Annotated in this window: 24 protein-coding genes; 13 read left to right on the top strand and 11 right to left on the bottom strand. The window is 44.8% G+C overall.

What is annotated here, in order from left to right; genetic code table 11:
* Positions 1–525, top strand: a complete 525-nt coding sequence (locus AB8599_RS21650; protein ID WP_407333798.1) for a DUF3833 domain-containing protein — start codon at positions 1–3, stop codon at positions 523–525.
* 89 nt (positions 526–614) lie between these two features.
* Here AB8599_RS21650 and AB8599_RS21655 read toward each other — a convergent pair whose 3' ends face one another.
* Positions 615–2249, bottom strand: coding sequence for a DUF2813 domain-containing protein (locus AB8599_RS21655; protein WP_407333799.1), 1635 nt, complete (start codon positions 2247–2249; stop codon positions 615–617).
* Positions 2250–2559: 310 nt separating this feature from the next.
* On the opposite strand from AB8599_RS21655, the gene AB8599_RS21660 reads away from it, so the two are divergent.
* The 3 genes from AB8599_RS21660 to AB8599_RS21670 are packed head-to-tail and all read left to right on the top strand — an operon-like array spanning position 2560 to position 4399.
* Entirely contained in the window at positions 2560–3465 is a 906-nt protein-coding gene (locus AB8599_RS21660; protein ID WP_407333800.1) for a LysR family transcriptional regulator, read from the top strand.
* Between the two features lie 33 nt (positions 3466–3498).
* On the top strand, positions 3499–3813 hold the full coding sequence (locus tag AB8599_RS21665) for a Dabb family protein (RefSeq protein WP_407333801.1): 315 nt from the start codon (positions 3499–3501) through the stop codon (positions 3811–3813).
* Positions 3814–3829: 16 nt separating this feature from the next.
* Positions 3830–4399 carry a hypothetical protein gene (locus AB8599_RS21670; RefSeq protein WP_407333802.1) on the top strand — a complete coding sequence of 190 codons (570 nt, stop codon included), beginning with the start codon at positions 3830–3832 and terminating at the stop codon, positions 4397–4399.
* Positions 4400–4451: 52 nt separating this feature from the next.
* Here the strand turns inward: AB8599_RS21670 and AB8599_RS21675 are convergent, their stop codons facing one another.
* Positions 4452–7133, bottom strand: a complete 2682-nt coding sequence (locus tag AB8599_RS21675; RefSeq protein WP_407333803.1) for a bifunctional acetate--CoA ligase family protein/GNAT family N-acetyltransferase — start codon at positions 7131–7133, stop codon at positions 4452–4454.
* 255 nt (positions 7134–7388) lie between these two features.
* Here AB8599_RS21675 and AB8599_RS21680 point away from each other — a divergent pair, with 255 nt between their 5' ends.
* Positions 7389–7946, top strand: a complete 558-nt coding sequence (locus AB8599_RS21680; RefSeq protein WP_407333804.1) for an SPOR domain-containing protein — start codon at positions 7389–7391, stop codon at positions 7944–7946.
* A gap of 265 nt (positions 7947–8211) precedes the next feature.
* Positions 8212–9213 carry a D-alanine--D-alanine ligase gene (locus AB8599_RS21685; protein ID WP_407333805.1) on the top strand — a complete coding sequence of 334 codons (1002 nt, stop codon included), beginning with the start codon at positions 8212–8214 and terminating at the stop codon, positions 9211–9213.
* On the opposite strand, the gene AB8599_RS21690 is transcribed toward AB8599_RS21685, so the two are convergent.
* Entirely contained in the window at positions 9210–10172 is a 963-nt protein-coding gene (locus AB8599_RS21690; protein ID WP_407333806.1) for a tyrosine-type recombinase/integrase, read from the bottom strand. The two genes, AB8599_RS21685 and AB8599_RS21690, sit on opposite strands and share 4 nt — an antisense overlap.
* Before the next feature lie 224 nt (positions 10173–10396).
* Between AB8599_RS21690 and AB8599_RS21695 the strand changes: the two genes are divergently transcribed.
* The 3 genes from AB8599_RS21695 (at position 10397) to yciH (ending at position 11629) form a co-directional block, all read left to right on the top strand.
* Positions 10397–10750, top strand: coding sequence for a DUF3319 domain-containing protein (locus tag AB8599_RS21695; protein WP_407333807.1), 354 nt, complete (start codon positions 10397–10399; stop codon positions 10748–10750).
* Positions 10751–10887: 137 nt separating this feature from the next.
* A complete protein-coding gene (locus AB8599_RS21700; protein WP_407333808.1) occupies positions 10888–11226 on the top strand; it encodes a DUF3319 domain-containing protein in 339 nt (112 codons plus the stop codon).
* A 76-nt stretch (positions 11227–11302) separates the two neighbouring features.
* Positions 11303–11629 (top strand): stress response translation initiation inhibitor YciH, encoded by a 327-nt coding sequence (yciH, locus tag AB8599_RS21705; RefSeq protein ID WP_407333809.1) that lies wholly within the window; start codon positions 11303–11305, stop codon positions 11627–11629.
* 150 nt (positions 11630–11779) lie between these two features.
* Here yciH and AB8599_RS21710 read toward each other — a convergent pair whose 3' ends face one another.
* On the bottom strand, positions 11780–13291 hold the full coding sequence (locus AB8599_RS21710; protein WP_407333810.1) for an alanine/glycine:cation symporter family protein: 1512 nt from the start codon (positions 13289–13291) through the stop codon (positions 11780–11782).
* 678 nt (positions 13292–13969) lie between these two features.
* Here AB8599_RS21710 and AB8599_RS21715 point away from each other — a divergent pair.
* The 3 genes from AB8599_RS21715 (at position 13970) to AB8599_RS21725 (ending at position 15542) form a co-directional block, all read left to right on the top strand.
* Complete coding sequence (locus AB8599_RS21715; protein WP_407333811.1) at positions 13970–14503, top strand: hypothetical protein; 534 nt, start codon at positions 13970–13972, stop codon at positions 14501–14503.
* Between the two features lie 155 nt (positions 14504–14658).
* A complete protein-coding gene (locus AB8599_RS21720; RefSeq protein WP_407333812.1) occupies positions 14659–15081 on the top strand; it encodes an antitoxin Xre/MbcA/ParS toxin-binding domain-containing protein in 423 nt (140 codons plus the stop codon).
* Positions 15081–15542 (top strand): RES family NAD+ phosphorylase, encoded by a 462-nt coding sequence (locus AB8599_RS21725; RefSeq protein ID WP_407333813.1) that lies wholly within the window; start codon positions 15081–15083, stop codon positions 15540–15542. Before AB8599_RS21720 ends, AB8599_RS21725 begins: the two co-directional genes overlap by 1 nt.
* Before the next feature lie 151 nt (positions 15543–15693).
* On the opposite strand, the gene AB8599_RS21730 is transcribed toward AB8599_RS21725, so the two are convergent.
* From AB8599_RS21730 to AB8599_RS21740, 3 genes are all read right to left on the bottom strand, one after another.
* Positions 15694–16038 (bottom strand): YajD family HNH nuclease, encoded by a 345-nt coding sequence (locus AB8599_RS21730; RefSeq protein WP_407333814.1) that lies wholly within the window; start codon positions 16036–16038, stop codon positions 15694–15696.
* A gap of 423 nt (positions 16039–16461) precedes the next feature.
* Positions 16462–16680 (bottom strand): DUF6500 family protein, encoded by a 219-nt coding sequence (locus tag AB8599_RS21735; protein ID WP_407333815.1) that lies wholly within the window; start codon positions 16678–16680, stop codon positions 16462–16464.
* Between the two features lie 171 nt (positions 16681–16851).
* Complete coding sequence (locus AB8599_RS21740) at positions 16852–17340, bottom strand: hypothetical protein (protein ID WP_407333816.1); 489 nt, start codon at positions 17338–17340, stop codon at positions 16852–16854.
* 300 nt (positions 17341–17640) lie between these two features.
* Here AB8599_RS21740 and AB8599_RS21745 point away from each other — a divergent pair, with 300 nt between their 5' ends.
* The gene (locus AB8599_RS21745; RefSeq protein ID WP_407333817.1) at positions 17641–17922 is read left to right on the top strand and encodes a hypothetical protein; all 282 of its coding nucleotides are present in this window, start codon (positions 17641–17643) and stop codon (positions 17920–17922) included.
* 122 nt (positions 17923–18044) lie between these two features.
* Here AB8599_RS21745 and AB8599_RS21750 read toward each other — a convergent pair whose 3' ends face one another.
* The 4 genes from AB8599_RS21750 to AB8599_RS21765 form a co-directional block, all read right to left on the bottom strand.
* Entirely contained in the window at positions 18045–18251 is a 207-nt protein-coding gene (locus AB8599_RS21750; RefSeq protein ID WP_407333818.1) for a hypothetical protein, read from the bottom strand.
* A 396-nt stretch (positions 18252–18647) separates the two neighbouring features.
* On the bottom strand, positions 18648–18869 hold the full coding sequence (locus AB8599_RS21755) for a hypothetical protein (protein WP_407333819.1): 222 nt from the start codon (positions 18867–18869) through the stop codon (positions 18648–18650).
* Between the two features lie 185 nt (positions 18870–19054).
* The gene (locus AB8599_RS21760) at positions 19055–19270 is read right to left on the bottom strand and encodes a GDCCVxC domain-containing (seleno)protein (protein WP_407333820.1); all 216 of its coding nucleotides are present in this window, start codon (positions 19268–19270) and stop codon (positions 19055–19057) included.
* Between the two features lie 157 nt (positions 19271–19427).
* Entirely contained in the window at positions 19428–21227 is a 1800-nt protein-coding gene (locus AB8599_RS21765) for an ABC transporter ATP-binding protein (protein ID WP_407333821.1), read from the bottom strand.
* Between the last annotated feature and the right edge of the window lie 14 nt (positions 21228–21241).

A 21241-nucleotide genomic window follows, 5' to 3' on the forward strand; every position in this document is an offset into this window, starting at 1 on the left:
GTGAGAAAACTTGCCATTATAGGAGCATTTTTACTGGCTCTCGTCGGCTGCTCAAGTTCAATTGACGATTACAAAAATACCACCCCGACTTTTAATCTCTTTGAGTATTTTGAAGGAGACGTAAAAGCATGGGGTATGGTGCAAGACTACACCGGTAAGCAAACGCGCCGATTTGATGTGGATATCAAAGGCACGGTTGAAGGCAACGTGATCACCCTTGATGAAGACTTTTTGTTTGATGATGGTGAGATCCAAAAGCGTATTTGGAGCATTACTCGGTTAGAGGATGGCACGTATCAAGGGGCTGCGGGTGATGTGGTTGGCATGGCCTCTGGGCGTGAAGAAGGGAATGCACTCAACTGGGTGTATGATCTTAGCGTGGAAGTGGGCGACAGCACCTATGTACTGACACTCGATGATTGGCTATTCCGCCAAGATGAGAAAAGGGCATTTAACCTGACATCAATGAAGAAATTTGGTGTAGAAGTAGGGCGACTTTCGATATTTTTTGAAAAGCAGGACTAAGTTTTAGGTTTTGTTGATAGGTTTCACAACGAAAAAGCAGGATTAGTCCTGCTTTTTTGGTTCTTCTATCCGTCTTCCAGTGCCAGTGGTCAGCCTGCACCTCTCGCCATGCCGATCACGCGTTGCAGTATCCGACGTAATAGCAGAGGAATATCATCGTCATGATGCTGCTCGGTGTAAGCAATGATAGCGAGGGCTGCATCTGGTTTTGCATACTTTTTCAGCGCCTTTGTGATGATTTTCTTCGGCGATATATGGTGTGTCGCCTCATCAATGTTCGCCATCTCTCTAAACAAGGGCTCGTAGCCATGATGGAATAGGTAATGCTCAATGTCGCGATCAGGTAACATGGTTAATCGGTGACTCTCTTGGTCGCCTTTGAGCATTTTTCGTGCGGCATAGGCATACTTTTGTCCGGCCATATCGCCATCGGCAATTAAGTGCCATTCAATGCCCAATATGGTGGCGAGTTTTATTAGGGGTTTAAGGCCACTTTGCGCAAATTCAATCAGCTGAACCCCTTCAGCCGACAAATCGTAACCTTGGATACGAGCCAACTCACTGAATAGCCATATCTCGGTTTCACCTTCTACCAAAAGCCAGCAGCGGGCAAACAGCGCGCTGGGGCGATGAAAGCGAACATGAAAAGAGACCCTACGCTCTTCGTCTTTGCTCAAACATCCTTTAGGGACTTGGAATGTTTCTGTATGTGCGGAACCACGCTCCAAACGCCGAATACTTGTCAAAGGCACGGCTGACAGTAAATCACCGCTGTTAGTTGTTATGATTTTCTGCATCGGCATTAATGCAATGAGACGCCATGCTTGATTGAGTAAAGTAGGGTGCAACCGACTTTCTGGATCTTCAAATATCACAATGGGTCGCGCATTCGGCTTGAGTTGTTTTGGCCCGCGAGCGCGGACAAAGGTGCTGAGTAATCCCATGAGTAGCAAACGACTTTGATTGGACGTGTTACGAGCAACAAGCTCTAGTGGGTGGATATAGTTAGTTCGCATGTTGAGGTGACGAGCAGGCTCAATGTTGAATGGGGAGCGATTATGGCTATCGAAAGCGAAGTAGTGGTCTAGCAAAGTTCGCATCGCTTTAATGCCGCTGCGCACTTCACCCTTGTTAACGTGACCAGGCATTTGCTGCAATCGCTTAACGGTGTTTTCTAGCCGCTTCTCAAGTCGCGTTTTGTTGCCATTCACCGCGAGTTCGACATCGCGTAAACGGCGGGCGTCCTGCATTCGGATAATGGGGTGAAGCAGCGCGAGCTGTTTAGCGAGATGTTCTTGGTTTTCCAGTTCAATGACATTGCCGCATTCGTCTAGAAAATCTCGCGTGACGGTTATTTTCCCGTCGTCATGCAGGGCGTTGATATGGAAATCGAGCTGTCGAAGGCCTTCTTCGTTTGTTTTGTTCCACACCTGACTGAATTGGCGATAACGCCGGGCGCGATGTTCACCAGAGAAGCTTTCAGACCAGCGTAGGATGATCTGGATTTGGTTGGTTTGCGCGTTGCCTAGGGTATGGTCAATATGGAAATCTGTTCGCTCGAATTCGTAGGTTTCACCCGAGGAGGGCAAACTGAGCGATAGTGCATCCAGCAAGGAGCTTTTGCCCCATGCATTTTCGCCAATAAGTACCGTTACCTTGTCAAGACTGAGCGAAAGGCGTCGAATACCGCGAAAACCTGATATTTCAATACGATCTAACTTCATAGCCACCTCATTCCTAAGCGTAAGACAGATGAGGACACAGTGGCGATGTATTCATCACGATTTTGCGGATCAGCGAAAAATTTCTGTTCTCTTTCAGTGGATTGTGCAAGATTGAGAGACGATCAATATTGACACGCTATGTTAAGACGAATACGTAGTGAAAGAAGTTAGGTCATGTACTTATGGCTGCAAGGAGCTTATCTGCAATAAATCTAGTCGAGTATTGATTGTGTTTTCGTTGTTATTCTAAGAGCAAGATGAATCACTGTTTGCCACTGACACTGACTCTATAAAAGGAACGAGTACCCTTATGTTATCTTTCGAAGCATTGCAGGTTTTAGATGCTATTGACCGTAAAGGAAGTTTTGCTGCTGCCGCTGATTCGCTCAATCGTGCGCCATCATCCTTGAGTTATCAGGTTCAAAAACTAGAACAAGAATTGGATTTGGTGATCTTTGATCGTTCTGGACATAAAGCCGTGTTTACTGATGCAGGGAAACTGTTGTTAGAGCGAGGCCGCATACTGATCAATGCTGCAGATGAAATGGTGGCAGATGCCAAATCCCTTGCCCACGGTTGGGAGCTAGATATCACCATTGCGTTTGATGGTTTGTTAACCGCTCGACAATTCTTTCCGCTGGTGGAGCAACTGGGGCATGAATCCAATACACGTGTGCGGCTTCAAGAAGAAATACTCGCTGGGGCGTGGGAAGCATTACATGAAGATCGTGCTGACATCCTTATTAGCCCTAAACCACCCACCATCCCGTTAGGGGTTAAGGTGAAAGAGCTGGGCTATTCTGAAGGCTACTGGATAGCAGCCTCTGATCACCCTATCCATAAGCACAAAAACCCGTATGACCCTGAAACGCGACGTTTATATCGCAGTATTTCTGTGGCGGATACCGCAAGGAGTGCTAAGACTTTCACCTTCAATATTTTAGATGAGCAGCCAAGATTGACGGTGAGTTCTATGACAGAGAAGTATCACGCGATTCTTGATGGCTATGGTATTGGCACTATGCCTTTATCGTGGATAGAAAAAGACATTGAGGAAGGCCGCTTAAAAGTCATTGAAGGGAGTGAGATCTACCAGCTTCATTGGGTAATGGCATGGAAGAGAAATCGAATGGGAAATGCGAAAGGCTGGTTGGTCAGGCATCTGCCGAAAGTACTAAAAATGATTCAACCTGTAGTTCAAGAAAACGTAGATTAGACTCTTAGTGAGAATTGATGGAGTAACAACACAATGATCAGACACATCCTGCTGGTAAAGTTTAAGCCCGAGTCTAATGAAGCTGACTTTGGCGAGATCCGTGAAGAGTTCGCATCAATGACAGATCGTGTTGAAGGTGTGGAATCTGTCGAATGGGGTGAGAACGACAGCCCTGAGGGAAAGAATCAAGGATTCACGCATGTGATTCTCATGACCTTGAAAGATGAAGCCGCCCGCCAGCGTTACTTGGTTGACCCAGAGCATGAAGCACTTAAAGCAGTGTTTGGCCCACACATAGAAGATATTATTGTGGTGGACTACACCCTCACGTCCGAATTAAGAGATTAGTCTCAAAGGTTTCAGTATGTTCCGAAGTTTCTACCGCCGTTTTTGGGTGCTTTTCTCTATTGGTTTGATGCTTCTAAATGTCGCGACAGTGCTGAACGCAAAGGTGTATGATTTAATGCATGGTGCATTCTCTTCGCTGCCTTTCAGCAGCATTGTGTCCAAAAGTAAGGCCACACAGCTAGCCAGTTTAAAGAAAGAAAACATCAAATTAGCGCGTAATAATTCTGAATATGAATTACTTAAAAAGTCCAGAAAGAGTCGTGCTCTTAAGGCGAAGACAATATCGAAGCGAATATCGCGTCGAGTGGTAAGGAACATAACCTTAAACACATCTTCAGTTGTTGGACAATCCATCCCTTACTTGGGCGTTGCAGCAATATTATCTGTAACTGCGGCCGATATCTACGATGGTTGCCAGACAGTAAAAGATACGAATGAATTACTTCAGCTTTTTGATGAAGTACCTGATGTCGAGAAAGAAGATGAGATCTGCGGTGTTACACTGCCGACGATTGAAGAGATTCAATATAGCTTTTCGAACTATCAAGAAGATACCTTGTCAACGTTAAGTGAATATTTTCAATAAAGGTCAAGTCAACCGGAATCAAAATTGGCGCACAATAATGCGCGCCAAAACGCTAAAGCATCATATCCATATCAACGATCCCATCTTGTATTTGGACATCAATACTGAACCCGACTTTTTGTGCCAGTGCAATCATCCCTGAGTTAGAAGGCATGGTCATACCGTTGATACGTTTTAAGCCGCTTTGGCGTCCGTATTCAATGACCTTGTCCATTAAAATCCTGCCTAATCCCATGCCTTTCAGATCCGAGCGTACCAATACCGCAAACTCAGCATCTGTATGTGATGGATTTGCTAGCGCACGAACTACGCCAAGAATCTCATCTTCGCCATTGGGTGCGCGGAATACCGCTACGAAGGCCATTTCACGGTCGTAATCAATCTGTGTGAGATTGGCTAGTGCTTCATGGTTGAGTTCTCCGACATCAGAGAAAAATCGCTTATACAGGTCTTCCACAGATACCCGTTCCACAAAGGATTTATGGTTAGGCTCGTCTTCAGGAAGAATAGGGCGCAGTAGTATTTTTCGCCCGTCCTTGAGGGTTGCGGTTTGTTCCAACTCTTTAGGATAAGGCCGAATCGCGAGACGGGTATTGGCGTCTCCTTCAAACGGAGAAAGCTTTATGGAGGCATCCAGAACGGTAAAGCTGTCACCAGTAACAAGCAAAGGATGGATGTCCAACTCGGTGATTTCGGGGTAATCAATCACGACTTGTGACAGTGTCACTAAAAAGTGACAAAGTGAATTCACATCAATGTTATAGGGATGACCACGTTGGCGTAATTTGCCGGTTTTGAGCGCACCAATAACAAGATAACGTGCCAATGCCATGTTTAGCGGTGGAATTGCCACTGCAGCATCGCGATTCACATTCCATTCACTGCCGCCTTCACCCAGTAAAATCACAGGGCCAAACACAGGATCGTGTCGTACACACACTCTGAGTTCTTGTGAGCCAGCGCGGTTTGCCATGGCTTGAATTTGTAACCCTTCGATACGTGCTGTTGGATAAGAAAGTGACACGCGGTTAAGCATCAGCTGGGCGGCATTGGCCACCTCTGTGGCATTGTTTAGATCTAGCATCACGCCGTTAACATCAGATTTATGTGCGATGTCAGGGGAGCGGAGTTTAACAGCAACTGGATAACCCACTTGTTCCGTAATTTGTGCCGCTTCTGCAGCGTCTGCTGCTAGCCATGTCGACATGACATTGATGCCGTATTTTGAGAGAAACGGCCTCGCTTCATGAGTGGTCAGGGAAGTTAATTGGTTGTCCAGCGCTTGTTGAATGAATGCACGGCCACCTTCTATGTCGTATTCGATCTGACCAATCGAGGTCGGTGTCTCCATAAGTTGTTTCTGGTTTCGACGGTATTCGACCAAGTGCATGAAGGCGGTTACGGCGCTTTCTGGTGTGCGATAAGCAGGGAAGCCAGCATGTGCAAATGCCAAACGCGCAACGGTTGCGTCATCACTTTCGCCTTGCCAGTTGGTCAAAATGTTAAAACGTTTGGCGCGGGGGTTTTTCTTCAGCATTTCTGCCAACGCTTTAGCGGTTTTTAACCCTGGAGCAGTGACAGACGGTGAATGGAGTATTAACAGTGCATCGGCTTCATCACTTTCTAGTAAGATCTCCGTGGCTTTTTTATAGCGCTCGATATCCGCGTCCCCAACAATATCGAGTGGATTACCTTGTGACCAACTAACAGGAAGCACTTTGCTTAGTTTGTCTATGGTTTCTTCGCTTAACACGGCCAATTTACCGCCCATTTCCATCAATGTATCCACCGCCATGACGGCTGGGCCACCGCCGTTAGAAATGATCGCCAATCGCTCACCGCGGAGTGGCACAGAGTGGGAAAGTGTTTCTACTGCGGCGAACAGTTCGTGAGTTGTATTTACGCGAAGCATACCTGAGCGTCTAATTGCCGCATCGTAAGCGCCATCAAGTCCCGGCAAGGTTTCTGACAAGTGGGGTAGTGCAGCTGCACCTTCCGGCGTTCGGCCACTCTTTAGCACCAGTACACGGCGGTTACGAGACGCAGCTCGGGCAGCTGAAATGAATGCCCTCGCGTCTTGAATATTGTCGATATAAAGCAAGATCGCATCGGTTTTACTTTCACGACTCAGGTAATCCAGTAATTCAGGGAAATCAATATCACTTGCTTCACCTAAAGAGATAAAGGTAGAAAAACCAATACGTCTGTTTCTTGCCCAGTCCAAAATTGTGGTACACACAGCGGCTGATTGAGAAACGAATGCAATGTTGCCACGGTTAGCAGGGATGGGAGAGAACGACGCATTTAAGTTCAACCAAGGTAGGATTAAACCAAGGCTGTTTGGTCCAATCACACGCATGTCATACTGCGATGCAATATCACGCATGATGTCGAATTCAGTGCGCCCGTCTTGGTTAATGCATTTTTTCATGCCAGCCGCCAAAATGATCGCGACTTTCACGCCTTTTTCCCCGAGTTGACGGATAAGCTCACTGTTTTTATCGGCTTGAGTACAGAGCACTGCCATGTCAGGAACAAGCGGCAAGGCGTCTATGGTTGGATAGGCGAGAATACCGGCGACGGCTTGGTACTTCGGCGTAACAGGCATGATTGGGCCTTGAAAACCACCCGATTGTAGGTTGCGGATAATCACATTGCCAGCGCGGCCAGGTGTATCTGAAGCGCCGACGACAGCGATGGATTTTGGTTTAAAAAGCATATCTAGGCCAAGCATTTGCGTCTCCCGAGGCATCAAGCAAGTAGAAATATATTACCGTGTTTCTGTTCGCGCATCTTGACCCATTAAGTCTGGCTGTGATCCGTAGCGAAAAGACATGCACGAAAAGCGAAACCCTTGTCACCTCGATCATTTTTGTAAAATGATGTGTGACACGTGGCAGATACTTATTAGCGTGCGCATCGTTTAAGTTGAATGAATGGTTAGGTGCGTTCAGAATAGAAGACAGTGGCTCCTAAAAGTAGAATAATCATGAAGAAAATCCTTTCTATCGCGTTTACCTTTGTGCTTGCTGGTTGTGCTGGTGGAACCAGTACAACACAAATTTTGACGCAGTCTGTCGAAGAAGAAGTCTTTCCGGCTACACAGTCAGCATCTATTCCTGCGCCTGCAAAAAAAGCAGAGGTGAGTGCTGTAAAACCAATGCCGAAACCAGCGCCTAAACTGGCAATGACAGAAAAGTCGATGAAAGTGGCTGCGGCGAAACCGGCCGCCAAAAAGCAACCGACAAAAAAATCGGCCGCAACCAGCGGGCATCAATACACGATTCAGGTCATCGCACTCAGCCACAACAAAGGCTTTAGCGAATACATGAATAAGCTACCGTCAGATAAGCCTGTTTGGTCGAACAAGAAAATGGTCGATGGTTTGCCTTGGTATACCTTGTTGTATGGTGATTTTACTTCAAAAACTGACGCGCAGAAGGCACTAAGCGCCTTACCAAAAGACATCAAACAATATGGGCCTTTCATACGTTCGCTTGCATCGATCAAATCATCAGCAAATCCCGAGATGAAACCCCTTAACTAGCGTGTCCAAGCAACGGAAAAGAGAGCAAAGGCTCTCTTTTTTCTTATAAAATTCGCGTAACGAAGAGCAGATATGCCTTTACCTGCATGAATGCGATGAGTTTTTGCGCGATCACACAAAAATAGGCTGATATTTGCTTTTCATTGGATGAAAGGCGTTAGGTGATTGTCTACTATAGGTGTCTCACCTTCCATGCGATGCACCGGATTGTGCAATTGAATTATGTTATCCCTGAGCAACGCATCAGGGCGAAGTAGGAATGGTCATGAACCCAACACAAGTATTGCTACTTTGTGGCGGCGGCAGCGCTGAACATGAAGTGTCTCTGGTATCTGCGAATTATCTGGAATCTCAACTCAAATCACTGCCATCAGTGTTAGTTGTTCGCGTCGAAATCACAAAAGATGATGGCTGGAAAGACAGCGAAGGCCGAGACTGCAGGCTGAACTTAGACAAAACACTCAAGGTTGGCGATGAACTGATTGCCATCGATTACGTGGTTCCTTGCATTCACGGCTACCCTGGTGAAACGGGGGATATTCAATCACTATTAGAATTGGCTGGTTTGCCTTACATGGGTTGTGACCCATCAGCAAGCATTGTTTGCTTCAACAAAATCACGTCAAAACTTTGGTTTGACGCGATTGGTATTCCCAACACGCCGTACGTATTTTTAACCGAGAATAACGCTGACAGCGTATTGAAAGCGGAAGAGGCATTTGACCGCTGGGGCGCAATCTTCGTTAAAGCCGCCTGTCAGGGTTCGTCAGTGGGTTGCTTTAAGGTGTCAGATAAAAATGCAATCAAAGATGCCATCGAGGAAGCATTTAGGTTTTCTAATCAGGTATTGGTTGAGAAGGCGGTTCGTCCTCGCGAATTAGAAATTGCGGCTTATCATTTTAACGGTGAAGTCGTCGTTACCAATCCTGGCGAGATTCGCTGCCCTGAAGACACTTTCTACACCTATGATGAAAAATACAGCACAACAAGCCACAGCTTAACGACGCTAGAACCGGACAATTTAACAGAAGAACAGATCGCTAAGATGCGTGACTACGCAGAAAAAGCATTTGTGCACTTAAAGTTGAAAGACCTATCACGCATCGATTTTTTTCTGACGGCTGATGGTGAAGTGCTATTGAATGAAATCAATACGTTTCCGGGAATGACGCCAATTTCAATGTTTCCGAAATTGGTTGAGCACAATGGACACACCTTCTCAGATTATCTGGAAAGCTGCATCCAAACGGGTGTTAATGCCAATTAGTCTTTGTCTATTTTACGTTTAAACTGATCCATCGCCTCGTTCATTGCCTGCTTATTTCCCACATACTGTGCAGGCATGGCGGGGCTTTTCCATCTGCCTTGCTGTTGAATTTCCTTAATCGACTTTCCCGAATCTGACAAATCCACACTCGCCCCAACGCGTGGTGATTGCCCCGAAAATGTTAGCGTATTATCTAACCCAAGCTCAGTGGCGGCTCGTCGAAAAACGCGGTAAATAGAAGAATGATCCATGGGTAAATCCCCCAGTTGTTCATGCTTGTTAATTCGCCGCAGCAAAGGGCCATCGATAATGCAGGAGACGAATAGCCATTGGTCAATCAGCTCGCCAGCTTGTGGGCTTAGTTCGATGCGCTGATCATCAACCACCAGTAAATATCTCTCCGATTCTTTCTGTACTGAGGCACAAGTTAGTGACGCGAGTTCACTTCTTTTTAGCATACCTTCAAAACAGAGTGTCCAAATCAGAAGGTCGCGGATATCTTTGAGGCGATCACTGCTTCCCAGTTTTTGATGTAACGCATTTAAATGTGAAAGGTGAAATGCATTGGCCTGCGCGGAATCATCCGATTTTTCTGAATACAGACGATTAAGGGTAAATCGTACTTCGCGGTGGCGAGTAGGATCTGGCTGGCTATGAACACGGTGCAGCAGAGATATGGTGATCACGTAGCGCTTAATGCTCGATATCTTGCGCGTCTTTGATGTGTGCTCAATAAAGCGACGAACTGCAGTGACGGCAGAAGGCAGGGGCGAAACATTGACCTGTTTGCAATAGTCGACAAAGGTTTGCCAGTCATTTTGGAAACTTAGTAGGGAGTTATGACTGTACAGATTCATTGTCAGCGATTTCCAGCTCTCTAAATCTACCTGACCAAGCTTGAACAACGCCATGCTGCGTTTAATCATGTCTGGATCTGCAATGGGTTCAATCTTTTTCATTACTTAATGCACTATAACTTATAGTTGTTGCCCATGATTATTCCACTAAATAGAGGAATAAAGAAGAGGAAAGATCACATAAGCCACTAATGCTATGTCAATTTTTCTAGTTATCCAAAGGTCGGAAATTTGGCACTTGCTGTTAATCTGGTCTAATTTACATAGTGAAACTCATTTTTGTTGCAGTTGTTTCTATTTAATATCAACGAACAGAGGTATCGCTAGTGAAAAAGCGCCTATACCATCGTGGTTATAACGTCGAATTGAACGACGAGAGCATCGAAGAGTACAGCGCCCGAGTCGGAGGGAAGCGAATACTCGGCACACTTTTAGGCGTCAAACAATCGATTGATTGGTGGTGCGATACCAATATTTTGCGGATGCCTGATGAATTTGATAAGCAAGACTTCGTTGATGCCAAAGAGAAAAAAATCGAAGAGTACAAAGGCATCCAAATCATGAATGACTCGGAAGATGACGACAAAGCCTGGTACATGATCATCAAAGGAAATCTGTTAAAAGGCTCACTTCCGGCGCTCAAGCAGTTTGTGGATAAGAAAGTCGTTACTAAGACTTAACCAACTCGCTATCAAGGCGTTAGCGTTTCGTGTAAAAATTAAAATTTTGGGTCGAACTCACAATTATTGTCGTCAAATTCTTCTGTATTTATTATTATCCCCTCCATAAGAAAAGTATTGATAGATACAGGAAGCCAATGAAAAAGCGGTATTCACATCGTGGACATTCTATTGAATGTAAAGGTGAAGTTTATACATCTCTTGTAGGTGGCCGAACCGTTTCGGGAAGCATGCTCGGTATTAGGCAGTGCATTGATTGGTGGTGCGATACGCGCATTTTTCGTCGCCCAGAAGAGTTTGAGCGTCAGTCTTTCAACTCCGCGCAATCACGGTCAGCGGAAACGTATCGCGGCATACAAATCATGAGTGATGAAAAGCAACCTGGCCTTTGGTATATCCTTGTACGTGGTCAACTTCTTAAAGGCCCATTACCTAAAATTAAGCAATACATCGACACTAACGCACTATCTCGTTGATTGCGAAATCACTTACGTGTTCAATCCCACCACTTTTGATACCATACGCGCATTGTGACGCGTCAAAGAGTGAAATATGAAAAACGATAATAGCCGTTTGGTGTATTCGACAGAAACCGGACGAATTAAGGAAGAAGAACAAGCGCCACAGCGCGAAAAAGGTGACGGTATTGTACGTATTCAGCGTCAAACTAAAGGCCGAAAAGGAAAGGGGGTTTGTTTGATCACTGGGTTAGACATGGATGATGCCCAATTGAAGTTAGTAGCGGCGGATTTGAAAAAAGTGTGCGGCTGCGGTGGATCAGTAAAAGATGGCATCATCGAAATTCAAGGTGACAAGCGCGATCAAATCAAAGCTTACCTTGAGAAAAAAGGCCACACAGTAAAACTTGCTGGCGGTTAAATTGTGATTGCTTAGCTGCTTAGCGAGCGACGAGAGTCAGTAACATATACCGAACAAAAGAAAAGAGATGCCAATTGGCATCTCTTTTTACGTTGTAGCGTGTCGTTATTGTGACATTACTAAGCCATATAACGACAAACGGAAAACGAATTATGCTTTGTGACGAACGATTGCACCGCTTTGCAGGCGAGCAAGGTAATCGTTCATGTCTGTTTTGATTTCAGGAACCAAACGGTACAGACCGATGATATTTACCAGTGCCATCGCGAAGATCATTGCATCAGAGAAGTCGATAACTGGACCGAGGTTCATAGAAGCACCAATCACAACGAATGCACAGAACATCACTTTGAAGATCATTTCCGCGCGCTTGCTTTCACCAAACAGGTAAGTCCAAGCTTTCAGACCGTAGTAAGACCAAGAAATCATGGTAGAGAAAGCGAACAGAATAACGGCAATAGCAAGAACATATGGGAACCAAGAAATGGCACTTTCAAATGCTGCTGAAGTCAGTGCAACGCCTGTCAAGCTCTGTCCTTCATGCAGTTGACCAGTGATGATAATCACTAGGGCAGTCATGGTACAGATAACAACGGTATCGATGAACGGTTCAAGCAGGGATACGAAACCCTCTGACATATGTTCATTGGTTTTTACCGCTGAGTGAGCAATTGCTGCAGAACCAACACCCGCTTCGTTCGAAAACGCCGCACGTTTAAAGCCCTGAATCATCGCACCGATAACACCGCCGGCAACACCTTCACCAGTAAATGCGCCGTTGAAGATTGCTGCAAATGCATCACCAACATGGTTGAAGTTGAGTAGAATGATAACCAGAGCAGCACCCACATAGACAACAGCCATTAGTGGAACGACTTTCTCAGTCACTTTCGCAATTGACTTGATACCACCGATGATGACCACACCGACGATAATTGCCATGATTAAGCCAAACAACCAGCCTTTATCTGCGAAGAATGACATGTCGCCGCCAGTGACACCAACCACTTGTTTGAATGCTTGGTTTGCTTGGAACATGTTACCGCCACCCAAAGCACCGCCGACCGCACAAACTGAGAACAAAACGGCGAGGGTACGACCTAGTGCTGGGTTGCCACGGTTAGCTAGACCCTTACTCAGGTAGTACATTGGACCACCGGATACAGAGCCATCAGGGTTTGTATTACGGTATTTTACACCGAGCGCACATTCCACAAACTTGGTTGACATGCCGAGTAAACCAGCAAGAATCATCCAGAATGTCGCGCCTGCACCACCAATGGAAATGGCCACTGCCACACCGGCGATGTTACCTAGACCAACAGTACCCGACAGGGCGGTGGTAAGTGCCTGGAAGTGGGATACCTCACCTGGTTCATTAGGGTTGGTGTAATCACCTTTGACAAGGCGGACGGCGTGAGCGAAGCCTCGAAAGTTGATGAAGCCAAGATAGAGGGTGAATACGATTGCAGCTACTACAAGCCAAAGAACAATCCATGGCGCTTCTGCATCTAAAAATGGGAGGGGAATGGTGGAGAAAATCATACCCACGAATGGGTTTACAATTGGCGCAACTATTTCATTGATTGCTTCGTCGATCCCTGCCGCAGAGGCTGAGCTCGCAAACAACGAAAGTCCAGCAGTCGTCATTATACGTTTCATTACCGAGTCCTTTTCTTATTTTATATTGCTTTCAGTATTACCTGTCAGCAAGTGTGTTGCATACTTGTTAAAAAGTATTACGCTGCGGATTATTTCACGTATAAACATATTTGCAATATATTTCGGGTCCCACTTTTTGGCTTTTGTAATTGGTTTTATAGGGCTCACACTTTTCTACTTTTATAATTATCAAATATTTTTTGGCGCGAATTTTGTTGCTGTGCATCTTATTGGGCAAAATATGCACCACAATGTATGCATGCCTATTTTCTCATTTTCATGAACTTCCTTAATGCCTTGCTGTGTATGGGATTAAAGAGTTTTACTGTGAAAGTGTAAAATTGTACGAGAGGTCTTCTATTTTATATTTGAAATATAAGGACTAATTTCTCGCACCATTACTGTGCATCATGTATTGATATTGAGACCGATCGTAAATGATAAGAAATTAGCACTGTAATTAGAAAAGTACCACGAGGTTATTAATTATTTATTTCTCATAAATGAGTCAAATGAAGCGTGGGGTTTTAGTCTGACGCAAGTAAACTAATATTCACTACAGTGTGTTTGATATAGGCATGTTCGCTCGGCTTATAGATATACATGACAATAAGAATATAAATCTAACATTAAGCTCACTCTAAGCATATTTAGTCAGTCGGTGGCATTCCTTTAATCATGACATTAATTGAAAAACTGAACTCGACATCCACACTATCAAAAGCGGCAATTGTGCTGGCTTTTATCGTTGCTGCGCTTGCTATTCGCGATAACACGGCCTCCAATGACGACCAACTCCATAAGTATCTGCAAATGCTTCCCTCTGTGGCGCTCGCAATGGTTAAAACACAAAGCTCGTTAGAAGCCTCTGATGGAAAAGTGTTGCTTGAGACTCAAATAACGATGCTTGAAAATTCATTTTCTAAGCTTCTTGCAAGACAATCATCCAGTTTTGAACAACGCCGATTAGCAATGAAAATAGAGATTATCCGGAAAAGGACTCTCGTCGATGGTGCATTCGATAGCGAGCTACATCGTTTTGGCTACATTGAATGCGAGCCCGACGTCGTTTTGGGTTCGCCGATGATGGCTCTGATGGAAACAAACCTTTCGATCCCGAATCACTACCCAAAATACCAAGTCACACTTTGTTATCTAAATCGTGACGGCTCAATTCTTAAAACCAGTGCATCATCAGCAGTGAAACAATAGCGCCGACTCTGTATGTAATATGTATGGCTATGGGCGGATCGCAGAGATAGGCAAAGGTACGACATCTAAATATCTACAAGTTGCTGAGCGACAAATGACGCTTTACAATACGAAAAATGGCGCACATACTTTAACCATTGTCGATGGAGGTGTTTATGTACGCACAACAGTTGATGTCGCTCGGCCTTGTAAAAAAAGGGCAGGTGGTTAACCAAGACACTGAGTTGGAAATAATCCGACACGGTTTAACAGTGAAGCAAGCGCGTAAAGTCATGACTGAAATGGCGATGACCAGCGGTGAGTGGGTATCATTAATTGGTTTAAGTCCTCGTAGTCTTCAGCGTAAAAGTGACACCGATTTATTGACTCCCTCTCAATCTGAAAAGACCCTGGCCATTAGACGTGTTGTTGATCTTGCTATCGACTATTACGGCGACAAGCAAACCGCACTGGATTGGCTCAAAACACCTCAAGTCGCATTTGGTGGTAATGCCGCAGTTGATTATTTGGATACCAACACGGGTATTCAATATGTAGAAACCATACTAAATCGACTCATGCATGGCATGACGGCGTAATGGAAGTCTATCGATTATCGGTCAAGAAATTTGCTGATTTGAGTGGGATGGGGGGCATGTTTGGTTCTGGTCGCTGGCATCATAAAGGTCAGCCAATCCTCTATACAGCAGGTTCACGATCATTGTCAGCACTCGAGCGTTTTGTGCATGAAAGTCCAGTACAAATGCCAAACCTTGTCATGATGACTATCTATATTCCCGATGACATGGCCATTAAACGCGTCAGCGAACAAGAGCTACCAACCGGTTGGGATGCCGTTCCCGATGCGGATATCTCTCGAAACTACGGAACAGAATGGCTGCGCGAAGGTGACACTGGTGTCATTCAACTTCCGTCAGCCATCATTGCCAGCGAATACAACTTCCTCATCAATCCCACACATCCAGATTGCACCAAAATCAAGGTTATCGACCAGCGTGATTTTTACTACGACAGTAGACTCAAGCGAATGATGCGATAAACAATGGTCACATAAATTTCAATGCTAAGCGATTGAATTTATTTGGTTAGTACGAAGAAGCAAGAGCAGAATGTCGAGTCATGAATTCAACGGATTCTGCCCTTAAACCTGACTGCTTATCTGTTGTAAAACCCAGTGAAGTGCATGAATGTTACTTCTTCAACATATCCTTTAAATTGGCAAAAGGGTTATGAGTCGCCACTTGGTGGTCGTCTTGTCCCGCTTTTATCTCTGTGCCGAATTGGTCATGATCGGTGTACTTTGAATGCTCGTGATCATGACAAAATAGGCACAACAACTCCCAGTTACTGCCGTCTGGTGGGTTGTTCGTATGGTCGTGGTCAATGTGATGAACCGTGAGTTCACGCAAATTTGAATAAACAAACTCACGCGCACAATGCCCACAAACCCATGGGTAAAGCTTTAGCGCTTTTTCACGATAGCCACTTTCTTGACGAGCGTAACTGGCGCTGGTTCCGTAATAATCTGATGACATCTTGATATCTTCTTATCTGTTTTAAAGCTTGCGCTCAATATACCAAACCGGCATCAAGTTACCAATTTCGAAATCTAGGTTTTGTATGCAATACATCACAGCATCAAAACACAGAAGGTTACGCAAGACGCTTGGCGCAGAGCATCGCGCAATAATTCACAGAGTAAGAAGAAGCACCAGGAAATCCATTTCGTGGGAGGCTTCTTAATACGCTAGTAATTATATACTTTATGGTAAATAGACAATTACGTTCAATAGACTGAATCTAATGAGAAAAGAGAGGACTTGGTGGCATGAGAGGACAACATTTCAATCTCACGCATACCTTATTTAACATAAGATAGATAATGCGCACTGAGTGTGCGGGCGCAAAGTTGTCATGTCCTCTCGCACTGTGATGAGTTATTGAGCGAACATTCGAATCTACTTACTCGGACGCATCATCTCAAGAATTTTGGTGGCCTTCTCAAAGTGATCGAGTTTGTGATCCTGTATCCACCAGGTGGCGGCTTCCATCAGTAGTTCTGGGTTTTCATTTTTGTTGGCAAAGAATGCGTAGAAAGAAACGTTGACGTTCTCACCTTTGGTTTGAATTTTCTTGTTGCACACGTCAATGACTTTTTGGCGTAGTGAATCTCTCATGGTGTCTCCCGTGATACATGGCTAATGATTAGCGTGACAAAGGATAAAAACTGTATATAAACACAGTGCCATGTAAAAGACCATTGTGTAAAGTTCGCTAGTGCGTGGTTAAGAGCAATAACCTTGTGCTTTTACACTTTAGTGCCATGTAAAAGCACGCTTTTGAAATGATTAATGGTTATTGAGGATCATAATGATGTCATCCAACATTTCTTTTTCGCCACGCTTGCTCTGTGGGTAATCCAGATCAACATCAATATCTTTGGCAAATTTTCGATAGTATTTGGGGAGATGAGATCGTATGTAATCAGAACACTCTGGGTGTTTATTGTGGATGAAGTTGCTAATAATACGCTCGTAGCCGCCATCAACATCACTGCCTACAACATTCTGAACAAAGTATTCATTTTTGCTTTCTTCGAGAAAACGAACATACCGGTTTTCCGTTAGATACTTGTCAAGAAGCGCTTGTCGAAGACAGGACAGCACGATCTTTGATGCACGCTTGGGTTTAATATCCCCACTGTCGCGCAACGAATCTAGAATTCTGGGCTCTAAGTAGTTGTGATACTTCTCGTTATTAAAGAAATCACTCTCAACACGATCGAAGAATTTCTCGTACTTTTTTTTCTGAATCCAGCTCGTTAGAATCCATTTCATAGTCTTATCAACGTAGTTATCAACCGTCGCTAACCTATCATTAATCTGATTTATTGCATCACTTCGATAGAAAAAATTGCGTTTTACACAGCATTTTTTTGATGATGCGAACTATGAGTGTACACATCATCACCAAAACATGTGCGATTCAATTTTTCGCTCCATTTCCAGTAGTCAACAGGATATGTGCCTAATTGAGTATATTTGCGATCGCTATCATGTGAATGGAGAAGGTTTTACTGTCTAATAGTTCTGACATATTTCTGAAACATTCGTGAAATTTGGCAGTAAGGAGAAACTATGAGTACATTCACTCTCGCTCGCAGAACGATCATCAATGAGTCCTCACTAGAATATAATTGGGTGCGTCAGCAAGTGGCAGAAGGCACAACAAAGGTTCAGGTTGTATCAGCGATACAACACTGTTTTGGCGGCGATGAAGAAACAGCGAGATTGTTCTTTGATATTGCGATCGGGGAAAGCTCGCCTGGGATATTACTGGCTCACCTCTGCATTACGGATTGGACGTCGCGTGTTGAATATGACGCTTATGGAGAACTACGTGATGGTTATCCAGCATAATTGATAGAAGAATTAACGGCAGCAATCAGTTTTTTGGTGTTGATGCTTAAAAGGAATTGTGGACAGCACATTGCGCCCTGCCCACAGATTTTTAGTTTCAATGGATGATCGTGTGGTCTCAATTACTGCTTGAACAGTGCCATCACCATAGGCACAACTTCGATCCACACAAATGCACCTATACCTACCCAAACAGCCAACCAGAACAAGCGGACTAACCATGTGTTACGTGAATGGTAACGAGCGGGATCTGGCTCTCCACATCCTGTACAAGCGAGTGCGCGCTTCGATACTTGTTTCTCACAGACAGGGCAAGCGATTAATGGCATGGTAACTCTCTTCCTTTGGTAGTTATTTTATTTTCTGCAATGGTATTACGTCGTGGTCGTTCGCTCTAGCGCTTTTAGCATTAAATATTGTGGCAAACTAACCATGGTGGAATGAAAATTTAATATGTTGCACGCATGAGATAGAAAGGGAGCACAAAGATCACCCTGTTCGTTATCGTACGTTAACGCTAATCGAAAGTGCTGTTTACTGATGGACTCATAGATTTTGGTACGTGCTAGCTAAAAATGAGTGTTTAGACCTGTATTTATCCGTCGTAACTGTTGTTTTTTCTGCCTCTTATGTAGAGATTAATAGAATGATTGACTATAAGTTATAGTGCGTTATGTGCTATAAAAAAGAGCAGTACACTGCTCTCTTGATGTAGGCTTGTGATATTAATCTCCAAAATCATGGACGCCTAATTTAAGAACGTCAGAAGCGTCAACCCACGCAACTTGTCCGCAAACAGTGCAGGTGCACTCCGATGCCTCAGCAAAGCGCTCATCCATCGGAGGGGCTGTTAAGGCACGAATAGTTGGATCATGGTGTGCTTGCTCACGCACTTCATGCCCTGTCTCCGCTTCACAATTTTCGCAATACCACATATGTACACTCATCGCTTTCTCCTTGGGTGTTATCTCCTTTATGGCGGTGAGTGTAATTTCATATTGGTTCTGATTTTTGAAGCATTTTTGAGACAAATGAAAATTCGTTTTTTACGTGACAATTCCAACGCACTCTCACTTTCAAAGTGAGCGAATACATTGATACTTACATTGGAAAAGAACAATAGAGAGCGGCATTAGTGACGAAATGTTTTTGGGCCTTTTACTTGGGATGAGGGGCAACTTACCGAGCCATACGCACAGAACACGCAGCAGCAAGCATCTTGCGCGACCAATGACTCGTGACAGTTTTCACACTCATAAAGCTTCTTAGGAGCGTCAATTGGCATCATTTCGGTTTTCACATGCCCACAAAAAGGGCATGTGACATCTGACTTTAGAATGACTTTCATCTTATGTGTCTATCCTTTACCTCAATGCACTCGTCATTGTTTAAGCGTGGAACACGCATCCAATGATTGCCAGCCAATATGGCAATATTCAGGCGATTAATTGGCAGATTACCGCCTGAATAAGAAAAAGCCCCGCGAGTGCGAGGCTTTAGAAACATCATCCGACCTGTAAATTTCCGTAGAGAGTTTGATAAACGCCCTCTTCTTTGACCAGGTCTTGGTGATTACCACTTTGTGCGACTTTACCATCTTCTAGCACGTAAATCAGATCAGCCTGTTTCACTGCAGATAAGCGGTGAGCCACAATCAAGGTCGTGCGACCTTGCAGGAAGTTATTCAAAGCATCATGCAATGCTGCTTCTGTTGCGGTATCCAATGCTGATGTGGCTTCATCCAGAATCACGAGCTTTGGATTGGTGAGTATCATTCGAGCGATAGCCAAACGCTGACGTTGACCGCCAGACAATTTCAGCCCTTGTCGTCCAAGTTGAGACGATAGCCCATCATCTAATCGTTCGACCACATCGCTTAGTTGCGCAATTTCTAGTGACTTCCATAGCTGCTCATCGGAGAAATCTGTACGTCCTAACGTCAGGTTCTCTCGTAACGTATCATTGAATATCACCGGCTGCTGCAGCACCACTGCCGTATGTTGACGCAAGGTTTCGTAACCCACGTCTTCGACGCGCAGACCATTGATCATAATGTCGCCGTCGGTTTTTCGGTAGAGACCGAGCAACAGCTGTATTAACGTGGATTTACCGCCGCCTGACGCGCCCACTAATGCAACACGTTTACCAGCAGGAATCGCCAACGACAATCCATTCAGAACGGTTTTTTCACTGTTGTAACCGAACGTCAGATCACGACATTCCACACCAAAAGTGTCAAGACCGACCAAAGGGTCCTTCTCTGATGCGCTTTTGGGTTCTTCTTCCAGCGCTAGCAAGCCATTGAGTCGCTTCATTGCGGCTGATGCACTAAACCACGCGTACTGAATGCCTAACAGTTCTTGAATCGGACCCAGCATAAACCACAGGTAACCGAATACTGCGAAGATTTGACCAATAGACAGATCACTAAACAGCACCATGAGCATGGCAGCTGCTCGAAACAGCTCAAAGCCAATCAAGAACATCAGGAAAGACACACGGCTCGCCGCTTCTGATTGCCACGCATATTTATCGGCGTCATGACGAATAGACTCAGCATCGCCTTTCAGTACATCCAGATACGCTCGCTCACGGTTAGCGGCGCGAAGCTGATAGATGCCATCCAATGTTTCCACTAGGCGTGACTGAAAACGCTCAAAAGATTGGTTTTCGGCTTTTTTAAGATGCTTAACGCGCTGACCCATTTTGCGTGACAAGAAAATAACCAACGGATTCACAAGAAGAATGAAAAGGCCCAGCGCCCAATCAAGCCACAATAGAATCACAGCCGTGCCGAATACCGTCAGTACGCCAACCACAAATCGACTCAAGCTGTTTCCAATGAAGGAATCGATGGTTTCGATATCCGTGACCAGGTGCGAACTTACCCCGCCGCTGCCACGTTCTTCGAACTCTTTCATGCTGACCCGACCGAGCTTATCGAGTAGCTGCTGTCGAATGAAACAAGTGATGGATTTGGACACCAAAGTAAACTGACGACTTTGCCAGATGTTCAACGCTTGGCTCACCACTCGCATGACAATGACCAATAGCAACACCATGACGATATAGCTAGCGGGCTGCTGCAAAGACTCAGGCAATAAGTTGTTGAAAAATGCGACACCTTGAGCGGGCTTGTTAAGCAGAACTTCATCAACCATCAGTGGCATAAACAGCGGAATAGGCACACTGATCAATGTGGCGCATACCGCGATCAAATTGGCTGCAATAAGTTGCTTCTTATGCTGTTTCGCTTGGTCAATTAACCATTGCGTCGACAGCGTTGTTAAAACTCCATTACTCACTGTATCTCCAAACT

It is taken from the genome of Enterovibrio litoreus, assembly GCF_045679545.1.
Taxonomy (GTDB): domain Bacteria; phylum Pseudomonadota; class Gammaproteobacteria; order Enterobacterales; family Vibrionaceae; genus Enterovibrio.